Origin of the sequence: Larkinella punicea (assembly GCF_003334855.1) — a bacterium.
GTDB classification, from domain to species: Bacteria; Bacteroidota; Bacteroidia; order Cytophagales; family Spirosomataceae; genus Larkinella; species Larkinella punicea.
The window spans coordinates 27,734-41,855 of record NZ_QOWE01000018.1 but is presented as its reverse complement, the minus strand read 5'-3'; the positions used below and the strand labels follow the sequence as shown (position 1 = coordinate 41,855).

Annotated in this window: 10 protein-coding genes; 6 read left to right on the top strand and 4 right to left on the bottom strand. The window is 54.0% G+C overall.

Features of this window, described 5'->3' with window-relative positions; translation table 11 throughout:
- Positions 1-110: 110 nt before the first annotated feature.
- Complete coding sequence (locus tag DUE52_RS20820; protein WP_114407983.1) at positions 111-1,511, top strand: sulfatase family protein; 1,401 nt, start codon at positions 111-113, stop codon at positions 1,509-1,511.
- Positions 1,512-1,530: 19 nt separating this feature from the next.
- Here the strand turns inward: DUE52_RS20820 and DUE52_RS20815 are convergent, their stop codons facing one another.
- Entirely contained in the window at positions 1,531-2,790 is a 1,260-nt protein-coding gene (locus tag DUE52_RS20815) for an ATP-binding protein (RefSeq protein WP_114407982.1), read from the bottom strand.
- Between the two features lie 224 nt (positions 2,791-3,014).
- Here DUE52_RS20815 and DUE52_RS20810 point away from each other — a divergent pair, with 224 nt between their 5' ends.
- The 4 genes from DUE52_RS20810 to pfkA all read left to right on the top strand — a co-directional run bounded on the left by DUE52_RS20810 (position 3,015) and on the right by pfkA (position 10,235).
- Positions 3,015-3,530, top strand: a complete 516-nt coding sequence (locus tag DUE52_RS20810) for a YciE/YciF ferroxidase family protein (protein WP_114407981.1) — start codon at positions 3,015-3,017, stop codon at positions 3,528-3,530.
- A gap of 310 nt (positions 3,531-3,840) precedes the next feature.
- Positions 3,841-8,076, top strand: coding sequence for a malto-oligosyltrehalose synthase (gene treY / locus DUE52_RS20805; protein WP_114407980.1), 4,236 nt, complete (start codon positions 3,841-3,843; stop codon positions 8,074-8,076).
- Between the two features lie 311 nt (positions 8,077-8,387).
- Positions 8,388-9,047 (top strand): phosphatase PAP2 family protein, encoded by a 660-nt coding sequence (locus DUE52_RS20800; RefSeq protein ID WP_114407979.1) that lies wholly within the window; start codon positions 8,388-8,390, stop codon positions 9,045-9,047.
- 213 nt (positions 9,048-9,260) lie between these two features.
- On the top strand, positions 9,261-10,235 hold the full coding sequence (gene pfkA, locus DUE52_RS20795) for a 6-phosphofructokinase (RefSeq protein ID WP_114407978.1): 975 nt from the start codon (positions 9,261-9,263) through the stop codon (positions 10,233-10,235).
- Here pfkA and DUE52_RS20790 read toward each other — a convergent pair.
- Complete coding sequence (locus tag DUE52_RS20790) at positions 10,232-11,002, bottom strand: YdcF family protein (RefSeq protein WP_114407977.1); 771 nt, start codon at positions 11,000-11,002, stop codon at positions 10,232-10,234. The two genes, pfkA and DUE52_RS20790, sit on opposite strands and share 4 nt — an antisense overlap.
- Before the next feature lie 81 nt (positions 11,003-11,083).
- Here DUE52_RS20790 and DUE52_RS20785 point away from each other — a divergent pair, with 81 nt between their 5' ends.
- The gene (locus DUE52_RS20785) at positions 11,084-12,520 is read left to right on the top strand and encodes a TlpA family protein disulfide reductase (protein WP_114407976.1); all 1,437 of its coding nucleotides are present in this window, start codon (positions 11,084-11,086) and stop codon (positions 12,518-12,520) included.
- Positions 12,521-12,567: 47 nt separating this feature from the next.
- Here the strand turns inward: DUE52_RS20785 and DUE52_RS20780 are convergent, their stop codons facing one another.
- On the bottom strand, positions 12,568-13,479 hold the full coding sequence (locus DUE52_RS20780) for a DUF58 domain-containing protein (RefSeq protein ID WP_114407975.1): 912 nt from the start codon (positions 13,477-13,479) through the stop codon (positions 12,568-12,570).
- 157 nt (positions 13,480-13,636) lie between these two features.
- Positions 13,637-14,083 carry a septal ring lytic transglycosylase RlpA family protein gene (locus tag DUE52_RS20775; protein WP_114407974.1) on the bottom strand — a complete coding sequence of 149 codons (447 nt, stop codon included), beginning with the start codon at positions 14,081-14,083 and terminating at the stop codon, positions 13,637-13,639.
- Positions 14,084-14,122: the final 39 nt, after the last annotated feature.

Below are 14,122 nucleotides of genomic sequence, written 5' to 3'. Positions count from 1 at the left end.
AGGAGACAGACAGACAGATCCGGTGGCCCCGGATTGCATCCGGGGTTATCCATAGTCAACCCCGTTGGGGTTGGGGCCAGTCAGGTAAAGCTAATTAAATTGAAATTTCGATGAATAAAACGGTTTCAATCATTGTCGGTATGCTTGGAATGGCAGCACTGACTGTTCTCTGTGTTTCGTTTATCGCTGGGCCGTCCCGAAAGGAGATGGAAAGTCCGCCCGAAAAACCCAACATCATTTTCCTGCTGACGGACGACCACCGCTGGGATGCGCTTGGGGCGATGGGCAATCCGATCATCCGGACGCCGAACCTGGATGCGCTGGCGAAGGGCGGTGTGCTGTTTCCCAACGCCTACGTCACCACGGCGATCTGCTGCGTCAGCCGGGCCAGTATTTTGAGCGGACAGTATGAATCACGTCACAAGATCAATGATTTTGTGACGGATTTTTCGCCGGAAGCCGTTGCCAATACGTATCCGCTGCTGCTCAAAAAAGCCGGGTATACAATCGGGTTTGTCGGCAAGTATGGCGTGGGCGATAACCCGCCCGAGAGCCAGTACGATTTCTGGGCCTGTAACCGCAAAGGCCAGCCGCCGTATGAATATACCAACCAGAGCGGGAAGACGATTCACCATACTGACAGCGTGGCGCATGGCGTGCAGAACTTTCTGAACGATTTTGCCGGAAAAGAGCCGTTCTGTCTGTCGGTGAGCTTCAAGGCCCCGCACGAACTGGATGGCAACCCGCCGACGTACCCGGTGCAGGAACGGTTTAAGGCGTTGTACGAAAACGTCAAAATGCCGGTGCCGGAAACCGCCGATCCAAAATACTGGGCCAGCTTTCCCGACTTTTTCCGTACTGACCAAAACATTGGCCGCGAACGCTGGAAACCGCTGTTCTCCACCCCCGAACTGCACCAGAAAACCGTCAGGGATTATTACCGGCTGATCACGGGCGTCGATGAGGTGGTTGGCAAGCTGAGGGCGCAGTTGAAGCAACTGAAACTGGATCAAAACACGATCATCGTTTTCATGGGCGACAACGGTTTTTACCTGGGCGAACACGGCATGGAAGGCAAGTGGTTTGGCCACGAAGAATCCATCCGGGTGCCGCTTATCATTTACAATCCGGCTTTACCGGCCAACCGGAGAGGAACCAAACCGTCCCGGATTGCACTCAACATTGACGTTGCACCCACCATTCTGTCGTTCGCCGGGGTTCCTGTCCCGAAAACCATGCAGGGAACGGACTTGATGAAGTCGAACGCGCCCGCCCGAACCGATTTCTTTTATGAACACACGTTTATGGGCAGTCCGCGGTTGCCGAAAGTGGAGGGCGTGGTCACGCAGGATTTCAAGTACATGAAATTCATCGAGCACGGGTATGAGGAGTTGTATACGATCAAAGCCGATCCGCACGAAACGAAGAATCTGGCGACTGACCCGGCTTTCCGCAAGAAATTAGACGAGTTACGAAACCGCTATCAGGTGCTGAAAGAAACCGTTCAGTGAATACGCGTCGCCCGGGCCTTTACTGGGCTTTCCAGTGAAGGCCCAGGCGAATGCGGAACAGGGTGCCTTCGCCCGCTTTGGTCTCAATTTCCAGGCTGGCCCGCAGAAGCTCACACAATCGTTTGACAATCGACAGGCCGATGCCTTCGCCTTTTGCGGCTTTGGGAGCCTGCGTAACGGCGATTGCCCGGGCGTCGGCTTCCGGGATTGGCACGCCAAAGGCGGCACTGGACTCGGGGATGGGAGCCAATGCCTGCGAGTAGGAACCGGCATCCTGGTTGGGAAGGCCCGGCCCGGAATCCTGAATGCCGATCAGCCAGCGGTAATCGCTTTCGCGAACCCAGGAAACCGAGACCCAGCCGGATCGGGTGTGTTTGAGCGCGTTCAAAACCAGATTTTGTACAATGCGCTGTAACTGGAAGGGATCACTTTCGACCATTAACTCCGCGGGGCCATCGGCTTTCAGCATCAAGTCCGCTTCTTCGGCCAGGGGCTGGTAGCTCTCGATGAGTTGATGCAGGAGTTGACCCGCGTTGAAAGACTGAATGCTGAGGGATTCCTGACCGGCTTCCAGACGGGCCAGATCCATCAACTGGATGACCATCTCCCGCACCGTCGTCAGGTTGCGATTCAGCATTTCGAGCATTTGTTTCCGCTCCGGTTCATCCGCTTCCACCAGATTTAAGTACGAAGCGGCTCCCTCGATGATGCCAAAACTGCCCCGCAGGTCGTGGGAGGCCGTTCGCAGCAGATCACCCCGTTGGCGCGTCAGTTCATTCAGATCGTCGAGCGCCTGCTGAAGCAGCCGAACCCGGTTGCTGGCGTCCAGGCGCTGCAAGTCTGTATATTGCTCTACACTACCACTGATGCTGAGCGTTTTGAACCAGGAGAGGTATTCGTAGGATTGCGAAATCCGGTCAATTTCCGGAGTAGGATCGTGTTGCCAGTATTGCCGAAACTCATCCAGCAGAACCTGATTGAGGTGATGGATTTCACTCAGCAGTTCCTGTAGCGTGTAGCCTTTTTGCCAGCGGTGCAGGCCATGCTCCTCCGACAGCAGCTTAATATCCGCGTCCAGAGCGAGTTGCCGCAGCCGCTGGTCGAAAACATTGAGAATAAAAGGAACCTTGTTGTTGAACTCTTCCCGGCTCAAACTGGCGATGGTGTTGCAGGCCGGATCATTTTGACAGGCTGTTCGCCAGGTGTTCAGGATGGCCTCCCGCCGGGCGGCCAGGTAGGTGGCCAATGCGGCTAGCGAAGAATCAGTCGGGGTATTCATAACGAGCGGGTCAGGTGAAACTTCCGTTGCCTGAATAACCCGTTCAGGAAAGAATGGTTAAAAAGTGCAGGTTGATTCGGGGTTTTGGGATAGGCGGAAACGTTGCTAACTTTTTGAAAACAACTCCAGCCCGCTTCTGTTGATACGCCAACTAGTCGGGCTGTTGAAACGGTTTCTTTCAGAACCGACAGTTTGTAAATCTTAACAAAACAACGTTTAAAATCATGGCAAAGGCAAAAGGAAACGGAGAAAGCGAATTGAAGGAATTGTTTGTCGATGAGTTGAAAGACATCTACTGGGCCGAAAAACATTTGACAAAAGCACTGACCAAAATGGCAAAATCAGCCACGTCGGACGAATTGCAAACCGCCTTCGAAAAACACCTGACCGAAACGGAAAACCATGTGGCCCGGCTGGAGCAGGTCTTTGAGGTGGTGGGCGAAAAAGCGTCGGCCAAAAAGTGTGATGCGATGGCGGGGTTGATCGAGGAAGCGGAAGGGTTGATGGAAGATACCAAAGAGGGAACGCTAACCCGGGATGTGGCCCTGATTTCGGCGGCACAAAAAGTGGAGCATTACGAAATTGCTTCCTACGGAACGCTGAAAACCCTCGCCGGTGTGCTGGGCTATCCGAAGGCGGCTCAACTGCTGGAAGCAACGCTGGCCGAAGAAAAGAAAACCGATTCCCTGCTGACGGAAATTGCCGAAGGCTCCATCAATGAGTCAGCGAAAAGTGAGTAATTGATTTTTCGAAAACGTGCAGGCAGGACTGGTAGTAAGCCGATATTATAAACCGGCTTACTACCGGTTTTTTTGTTCTGGAAAAACCAGTAGTCCTCCAAAACGGCGCACAGATGAATGGCTTATCAAGAGTATGAAGACTTAAACGGCAATGTGCCGTTACGAACTCCCATTTAAAGATCTAAACATTCTATTCCGGTCATTGCTTACTATAGAGGTGCTCATCCCGGCACGTCCGTTTGTCGACCAGCCCGGCGGTTGACAAACGGTTCTTGGAACATACTTTATCCGCAGGCTTTACCCGATACTCATGACTAATCCGGTTGCTACCTATCGTATCCAATTTCATAGTGGATTTACGTTCAGCGATTTTGATAAAATACGGCCTTATTTGAAGAAACTGGGCGTTGGTACGCTCTATGCCTCGCCCGTTTTCGAATCCGTTCCGGGTAGCCAGCACGGTTACGATGGGGTCAATCCGCACCGCATCGACCCGGAAATCGGCACGGAAAAGCAACTGAAAACGCTCAGCAAAAAACTCCGAAAGGAGGGCATTGGCTGGTTGCAGGACATCGTTCCCAACCACATGGCGTTTCATCCCAACAACCCGTGGCTGATGGACGTGCTGGAAAAAGGCCCGTTGTCGCGGTTTATGCCTTTTTTCGATACCGTCTGGACGAGCCAGCTTTTTCACGGTCGGCTGGCGGTTCCGTTTCTGGGCGCGCCCCTCGACGACGTCATCAAAAACCGGGAACTGAAGGTCGCTTACCAGGACGGGCGGCTGGTGCTGCGGTATTTCGACACGGCCTATCCGTTGCGCCTGCGGTCGTACCCAACGGTTTTGCAGGCGCTGGATGAGCAGCCGATGCTGGAATCGGTTCAGCAACTGCTCGACCAGATCCGTCCCCTTCAACTGGTGGAAGAACCCGAAGCCTATGCACTGGGCATGAACGAATTCCGGCAGCAGCTTGCGTCCTTACAGAAAAATCCGGTCGTCAAGACCTACCTCAAGTCGTGTCTGAGCGCCCTCAACCGCGACCCGCAGCGAATCCGTCAACTGGCAGACGAGCAGGTGTATCAGTTGAGCCACCACCAAGAAACCGATCGGCGGATCAATTTCCGGCGGTTTTTTACGGTGAGCAGCCTGATTGGCCTGAATGTGCAGAATGACGCGGTGTTTTCATCTGTTCATCAGGGAATCAAGGACCTGGTGGTCGAGGGCGTATTTACCGGGTTGCGCGTCGATCACATCGACGGTTTGTATGACCCCGGCCAGTATCTGGAACGGCTGCGGGAACTGGCGGGGGAAGAAACGTACCTCATCGTTGAAAAAATTCTGGAACCCGGCGAACCGCTGGAAACCGCCTGGCCCATTCAGGGAACCACCGGCTATGAGTTTCTGGCGCAGGTCAATAACCTGTTTACGCAATCCGCCAGCGAACCGGTTCTGACGGAATTCTACCAGCAGCTCGTTTCCGATACCACACCCATTCACCAGCAGATTCTGAACAAAAAGGCGTTCATTCTCGCCCGGCACATGAAGGGAGAACTGGACAACCTGTACCGGTTTTTCCTGGAACTGAATCTGGTGGAAGAAAATGCGATGGCTGTTTTGCCGCCCGACAGCCTGCAGGCCGCCCTCGGCGCATTTTTGGTGTATTGCCCGGTTTACCGGTATTACGGCAGCACATTTCCGTTGGACGAGAGTGAGGCTACCGCCGTGCAGACGATCCTGACCGACCTAAAAAGCCAGAAACCGGAATTGTTCACGGCAGTTGATTTGCTGGAGAAAACGCTGTTGCAAAAACCGGCCGATGGCGAGGATGCCTACAACCAGCGGGTTTCTCATTTTTACCGGCGGTGTATGCAGTTTACCGGCCCGCTGATGGCCAAAGGGGTGGAAGATACGCTGATGTATACCTACAACCGGCTGATCGCCCACAACGAAGTGGGCGATTCGCCGGAAACGTTTGGGTTGTCGCCGGCCGATTTTCACCGGGCCATGCAGGAACGCCGGCAGCAGTGGCCGCTGGCCCTCAATGCCACCTCGACGCACGATACCAAGCGCGGAGAAGACGTCCGGGCGCGGCTGAACGTGCTGACGGATTTGCCCGACGAATGGCTGAAAACCGTACAGGAATGGCAGCAGCTAAACGCCAGCTTGAAGCAGAAGGGCGCGCCGGATGCCAACGACGAATATTTCATTTACCAAACGCTGGTAGGGGCGTATCCTATGCCGGACCAGGACGACGACGATTTTGAAAACCGGCTTCAGGACTATCTGGAAAAAGCCTTGCGGGAGGCCAAACGGCATTCGAGCTGGAACGAGCCCGACGCTGCGTATGAGGAAGCCACCCGGAATTTCGTTGTGCAGTTGCTGAACCGCAAACGACCTTTCTGGAAAAGCTTTCAGAAATTCCACCGGCAACTGGCTGATTTCGGGATTGTTAACTCCCTGGCGCAGGTCGTTCTCAAAATGACATGCCCCGGTGTTCCCGATGTGTATCAGGGCTGTGAGTTGTGGGACCTGAGTCTGGTCGATCCCGACAACCGCCGACCCGTCGATTATAACCAGCGCCGGCAATGGCTGGACGAACTGACCAACCCCGATTCTGCCCCCTCGGATGCGCTGTTGAGCGATCTGTGGGAAAACCGGTATGACGCCCGGATCAAGCTCTGGTTGACCCACGCCTTGCTCACCGCCCGAAACCAGGAGTCGACCGAACTCTTTGCCGAAGGAGACTACATTCCGCTGGCGGTGGAAGGGCGATACCGGGAGTATGTGCTGGCGTTTGCGCGTCGGCACCGGCAGACCTGGCTGGTGGTCGCCATTCCGCTGCACCTGGCCGTGATGAGCCGCCAGCAAAACAAAAGCGTTCCGGCTCTGGACTGGAAAGATACCCGGATCGTTTTGCCGCCGGATGCGCCGGACGAATGGAAGCACATGCTGCTTCCGACCAGCGGCAAAACAACGGACGGCATCGCACTGAAAGAGGTATTCAAAACACTGCCGCTGGCGGTTTTGAAACTACAACCGGCTTTTACCGACCGGAGCGCGGGCCTGCTGTTGCCCGTCACCTCCCTGTCCTCGGCTTTTGGCATTGGTGATTTGGGGCCGGAAGCGCGGGCTTTTGCCGATTTTCTGAGCCGGAGCCGGCAACATTACTGGCAAATTCTGCCGCTCAATCCCACGGAACCGGGCGCGGGGCATTCGCCCTACAGCACCTATTCCAGCATGGCTGGCAACACCTTGATCCTAAGCCCGGAAGCCCTGGCGCAGGACGGTTTGCTGGATTGGGATGAATTGCGCGCGTATCAGCTACCGACCACCGGGTGGGTGGATTATGCCGGCGCCGAGCGGGTTCGCAATGGGCTTTTGGAGAAAGCCTACCGGAATTTCTCCCAACTGAAAGCCAGCCCGTTGCAAAGCCGGTTTCGGGCGTTTTGCCAGCGTGAAGCCCACTGGCTCACCGATTTTGTGCTGTACATGGGCCTGAAACAGAAATTCCAGGGGCAACCTTGGTATGAATGGCCGGAAGAATACCGCCTGCGCCAGCCGAAAGCGTTGCAGGCGTTTGGGGAGGCTCATCAGGACGAACTGGAAAAAGTGCGCTGGTTGCAGTTCAGTTTCGACCGGCAGTGGCAGAGCCTCAAAACGTATTGTAACCAGCGGGGCATTCACCTGCTGGGCGACTTGCCGTTTTACGTGAGCTATGATTCGGCGGATGTGTGGTCGCATCCGGAACTGTTCAGTCTGGATGAATCCGGAAAACTGATCACGGTCGCCGGGGTGCCACCGGATTATTTCAACGCCGACGGTCAGCTTTGGGGCATGCCGGTTTTTCGCTGGGATCGGCTCAAAGAGCGTGGCTATGACTGGTGGATTCGGCGCATCCGGAAAAATACGGAGTTGTTCGATCTGGTGCGCATCGACCATTTTCGCGCGCTGTCGGAGTATTGGGAAATTCCGGCCGGGGAGAAAACCGCCATCCGGGGTGAGTGGAAACCGGGGCCGGGAGCCGATTTTTTCCGGGTTCTGCACCAGGAACTGGGCACTTTACCCCTGGTGGCCGAGGATTTGGGCGACATCAGCGAAGCGGTTTATCAGCTACGCGATGCGTTTCAGTTGCCGGGCATGAAGGTCGTTCAGTTTGCTTTTCAGGAAGCGTTACCGCTCTCTCCACACATTCCTCACCAGTATACGCCCAATTTCATTGCCTACACCGGCACGCACGACAACAACACAACCCGGGGCTGGTATCGGCAAAACCTGAGTCCGACTGAACAGAAAACCGTGGCGGAATACATCGGGAAGCCGGTTTCCGAAAAAACCGTGCATCTGGCGTTGGGGCAACTGGTGTATGCCTCGGTGGCCAGAACGGTGATTCTGCCGGTGCAGGACGTGCTGGGGCTGGACGAAACCGCCCGGATCAACACCCCGGCGGCCACCGCCAACAACTGGCTCTGGCGGCTACAGCCGGGGCAGTTGACCGACGAAGCCGAAAACCGGCTCCGGGCGTGGGTGACGCTCTATAACCGCTGGTAGACCTGTACCTACCCGCGGTTGAGTGGTTTGGACATTACCGGGAATACGACCTGGTGACCACAACGGACACAAATGGTTCCATTATTTTCGATTCAACTCCGTAGGAATGCTTTTTTACAGCTTTTCGAGTAAGTTTGTGCGTAGGCATCAGTGACGATTGATCTTCGCTTTCACCCTTAAAAGTTCATTCACGGTGTCTTTTAGATGGGCCTTCAATAGTTTCTTACATTAAATAACCGCCGAATTACTCTCTACACGGGCAGAAATCGAAAGTGCAACCGAATTGTCAGATACAGTCCTCTACCATTGAAATGACGCATAAAACCCTGATTTCCTTATTCCTCTGGCTTGCTTCTCTTCCGCTTTTTGCCCAAACGGCCGGTGATTCCATTCCCACCGAACGACGGTTTCCGTTAACGTCTTTTATTGTGCCGGCCACGCTGGCAGGGGGCGGAGCGGCCCTGCTTGGCCACCCCAACCGGGAACCCTTTAAATCAACGGGGCACGTCAGTTCGGCGGACGACTACCTGCGTTTCGGGCCGTATGGCCTGCGGGTCGCGCTGCAACTGGCGGGGGTGAAACCGGCGGTCAACCTGGGCGACGAAATTGCCGTGACGGTTTTGTCGAACGTGGCTATGGCGGGCGTCACCGAGGTCTTTAAACGCACGATCAACTCCACCCGCCCCGACGGTTCCGACCGCCGATCGTTTCCGTCCGGTCATGCCGCCGTAGCCTTCACGGGGGCGGAATTACTGCACCAGGCGTATAAACACAAAAGTCCGTGGATCAGCATCGCGGGTTATGTCCTGGCAAGTGCTACGTCGGTGCTTCGGGTGGCCAACGAAAAGCACCATTGGGCCGATGTTCTGGCCGGCGCCGGCATCGGTATTGCGTCCGTAAAGATAACGTATGCGGTTTATCCCGTTATTAAACGCAAGTTACAACACCATCGCAAGCAACCGGCAAGCTGAATACAATCACCTGTCAATCAGTTAATTGATTAAGTATTTTAAATGAGTAACCACCTGTCAATCACCGGTTTTCAGCATTACGTCCGTATTAAATTCGTTTTTCGTTGAACACATTTGTCGGTTTGTCCAAAAATGAAAATAAATTTGCGGTTCGCGAGCAAAAGGCAGACGAATATTTTTTTGCACATAGGAAATTTAAAATAGACTTTTAATATGAAGCGCTTAGCTGTTTTTACTTCCGGCGGTGACGCACCTGGCATGAATGCCTGTATTCGGGCGGTTGTCAGGGGAGCGGTTTACCACGGCGTCGAAGTTTTCGGCATCCGTCGGGGGTACAACGGAATGATCAACGGCGATATTTTTCCCATGACGTCCCACTCCGTGAGCAACATTGTTCAACGCGGTGGAACCATCCTCAAATCCGCCCGCAGCAAAGAGTTCATGACTCCCGAAGGCCGTCAGAAAGCGCACGATCAACTGATTAAACACGGTATCGAGGGCCTGGTGGCCATCGGCGGAAACGGGACGTTTACCGGAGCCTTAAAGTTTTTTGAAGAATACCAGATTCCAACCGTTGGCGCGCCGGGCACCATCGACAACGATCTGTACGGTACCGACTACACCATCGGTTTCGACACCGCCGTCAATACCGCCCTGGAAGCCATCGACAAAATTCGCGATACCGCCGATTCACACGACCGGATTTTCTTTATCGAAGTGATGGGCCGCGACTCGGGCTACATTGCCATTCAATCGGGCATTGCCGGGGGCGCCGAAATGGTGATGGTGCCGGAAGTGCTGACGCCGATTTCGGAAGTAGTCGAGACGCTGAAACAGGGCTGGAGCCGTTCCAAATCCTCCTCCATTATCATTGTAGCCGAAGGCGACGAAGAAGGCAATGCCGCCGAAGTAGCCGAAAAAATCCGCTCGCAGGTGGGCGTCGACGTCGACATGCGCGTGACGACCCTGGGCCATATCCAGCGCGGAGGCATTCCAACGGCCTACGACCGCATTCTGGCCAGCCGCCTGGGTTTGGGAGCCCTGGAAGGCTTGTTAAACGGGGAGAAGAACGTCATGGCCGGCGTTGTCAACAACCAGCTTCTCTATACGCCCTTCATCGACACCATCAAACTGCCCAAACCGATCAACGAGGATTTGCTGCGGATGGTACGGATTCTGAGCGTTTAGATATACCCCGCAACCCGGTATGCTGTGTAGCCCACCAGTTCGTGGATCAGCCAGTAGGAGCTAAACAGGGCTTTTTCGGAAGGCAGCAGCAGGTGGTTGGGCGCAAACTCGCGTGGTCCGCCGATGAAAGCTGCCGGGTAAGGTGTTACGGTAATGTGCTGTTTCTCAAAACACCCGATCGCCCGGCGCATGTGCCAGGCCGACGTGATCAGCACGTATTCATACCCGTTGAACCGTTTTTGAAGTATTGGGGCTGAGAAAAGTGCGTTCTCATGCGTGTTGCGGGACCGGTTTTCAAGAAGCACGTCCTGCGCCGGAACGCCCGCCAGCATCAGAAATTGCCGCGTTAGCTGGCCTTCGTTGGCAACGTCGCTCCGGAAAATACCGCCAATGCCTCCGCTAATCAGGATTTTCTGAATCTGCCCGGCTTTATACAACAGCAACGCCTGCCCCATCCGGTCGGCCTGATCGCCCAGATAAATGCGGTTTCGAGGCTCCCCGTCGACCTTCACCATGCCGCCCGTCAGCACCACCCCAATGCGGGGACGCGTCGGCGCGGGCAGCGTAACCGGCGGAATCTCCCACCAGCGCGCAACCTCATTGGAAATAAACCCATTTCCGGTAATCAGCAGCAGCACGACGGCCGCAAGCAGGGCTTTGCGTCGACGGGCATGATTTTTGGTGAGGATCGCTACCAGTAAAAGGATGGTCAACAGCCCCAGGGGCATGAGCAGAAAGGAGAATACTTTGGAAAGAAAGTAGAACATCGTGTATGCGAAGGCCAACGCCCCAATCGTTATAAGTAGTATCTTTGTATGACAAACTCTGGTCAACCAACCACACAATTCATGAATCGACGGTTCTGTTTTACGGCGTTCCTGCTGCTCCTCTCTGCCCCGTTTCTGCGGGCGCAATCGTCCGAAGGTCACCTGGTTACGGCCAAAATCAAAGGACTGGCCAACAAAACCGCCTATCTGGCCCATTTCTACGGTCAGACGCAGTTTACGCCCCGCGACACCGCCACCGCCGACGCTGAAGGACGTCTGGTGTTCGACGGGCCGAAGGATCTTCCCGGCGGGTTGTATATGATCGTGGTGGATGCCAAACCCGTTCTCCAACTGGTGATTGGCGAACAGCGGTTTTCGATTGAGGCCGATACGGTAAACGTCATTGAATCCATGAAAGTGACCGGTTCCCGCGAAAATGAGCTTTTTTATGGGTACCAGAAATTCCTGAGCAAAAAGTACGGAGAAATCGGTGCTTTGCAAAAAAGCGGGGGATCGGCCAGCCAGATTGCCGCCGGTCAAAAAGAAGTGGAAGACTACCGCAAAGACTTCATGGCCAAAAATGCCAATACGCTGACGGTTAAGCTGTTCCGGGCGGCAGAAGAGCCCGAAATTCCGGAAGCGCCGAAGCTGGCGAACGGACGCCCGGATTCCAATTTTGTTTTTAATTATTACCGGAATCACTTTCTCGATGGTTTTGATTTTTCGGACGAACGGCTGATGCGGACGCCCTTTCTTCAAACCAAACTCGACCGTTACCTCAAGGAACTGACCGTGCAAACCGTCGATTCGCTGATTCCGGCGGCAGATTACCTGGTGAATAAAGCGAAAGCCAACAAAGACATTCTGCAATACACGATCTGGTACATTACCAACCAGTATGAAGAGCAAAAGAAGGTGCTGAACACCGACGGTTTGTTCATTCACATGGCCGAGAAATACTGGTTGACCGGGGTAATGCCCGTCAGCGATACTTCCACGCTTACCAGCATGCGCGACCGGGTGAAGATTCTGAAACCGCTACTGGCCGGCAAAACCCTGCCCAACGTGAGTTTGAAGGATACACTCGGGCGATTTCAGCCGTTGCACAACGTCAAAGCGGAGTATACCATTGCGTTTTTCTACGATCCTGAATGCGGCCACTGCCGGGAGTCGGCCCCCGCGCTGAAGAAATTCTACGATAAAAATAAAGCCAAAGGCGTGCAGATTTACGCGGTAGCCATTGGCAAAACCGAAGCGATCTGGAAGAAATTTATCCGGGAGTTTAAATTGCAGAGTCTGTTGAACGTCTACGGCCCGAGTGCGCCCGTCGATTACAAAACGAAATATGACGTATATTCCACCCCGACGGTGTATGTGCTCGACAAAGACAAGAAAATCCTGGCCCGCCGATTACCGGTTGAAGATCTGGAAGGCTACTTCAACTTCCTCCAACAGCAGAAAATGACCAAAAAACCGGCCCCGATGAAGGATGCGAAGGCGAGTGTGAAGGGGAAATAGTTTGTTTTGACGATTGACCATCGTCAATGGTCAATCGTCAAAACAAACTACTTCATCTTTGTCCGTTTCACCAGATAGCTCGTCAGAATCTGGTCGAAGCCTTTGGCGATATCGGCTTCGATGAAGTCGATCCGGTACTGGCCGCAGCGGAGTTTGAGTTCGTGGTAAAAATTCTTGATGGCCGTCTGGTAGTTGTCGCGCACCTGGTTGGGCTGCACTTTCACTTTTTCACCGGTTTCCAGGTCGATAAATTCGTACGGTCGTTCGTCAAAACTAAAATCTTCCTCGGTCTTCTTATCGATGACGTGAAAAATCAGCACTTCGTGGAGGTTATGGCGGAGGTGTTGCAGGGCCGAAAAGAGGTGGTCGACATCCGAAACATTCTCGAACATGTCGCTGAAAATGACCACCAGCGATCGTTTGTTGATTTTTTCGGCCAGTTGGTGAATCACTTCGGCCGCCGACGTTTTCCGCAGCGGGGGCGGTTGTTGCAGCAGCGTGTTGAGTTGCTGAAAGATTTTGTGAACGTGTGAAGGCGTCGATTTCGTTTGCGTCTGAATGTCAATTCCTTCGGCAAAGGTGGTCAGGCTAACGGCATCTTTCTGGCGCTGGAGCAGATAGGCAATGCAGGCAGCAGCCAGAATGCTGAACGTAATTTTCCCGTAGCCCGGTTCGGGGTAATACATCGTCGACGAGGTGTCGAGCAGCAGGTGGCAGCGCAGGTTGGTTTCTTCTTCAAACCGCTTGACAAACAGGCGTTCCGATTTGGCAAACACTTTCCAGTCGATGTAGCGGGTGCTTTCGCCGGTATTATAGAGCCGGTGTTCGGCAAACTCGACCGAAAAACCGTGGAAGGGCGACTTGTGCAAACCGGTAATGAATCCTTCCACCATTTGGCGGGCCAGAAACTCCACATTACCGTACTCCCGGACTTTCAGTAAATCTACTTGCGTTGCCATAGTCGTAAAAATACAGATCGCGGCCGGATCATCAAAGGGATTCGAAGGGTAGTTTAGGCATCCGGCGCATCAAATTTGCCTTGTGTCTGAAATGCGCCCGGCGCAAACTACGCTTTGATTCAGTGATCCAACCGCGATATGAAAACGTTCTCCGCGCTTAAATGGTATCGATGGGGGCAAGCAACGGTTCTAAACGGTTCGTAAGCGGAAACAACACGGCGGTGGCAGGCTCGGTTATTTTCCGGTTATGACCGACAACCCGGATGGCCACATTGGCGATGCCGGTTTTAACGATTCCCAGGGTTTTCGCGGCTGCATAGGCCAGATCGATGATGCGGCCTTTGCCGTGCGGCCCCCGGTCGTTAATCCGAACGACAACGGATTGATTATTGGACAAATTGGTCACTTCGACCATGGTGTTCATGGGCAGAGAAATGTGTGCCGCCGTCAGTTTGTCGTTCTGATAACGTTCTCCGCAACTGGTTTTTTTCCCATGAAAGCGTTTTGAATAGAAAGAAGCCTTTCCTTTCTGTATGAGACCCGACTGGGCCTCCGTTGATTTCATGCCGCCAAAAAGCAGCATGATCGTGACGATTATACTCATACAGTTTGAGGTTTGGTGGAAAACAAAAAAAGGCTGAGC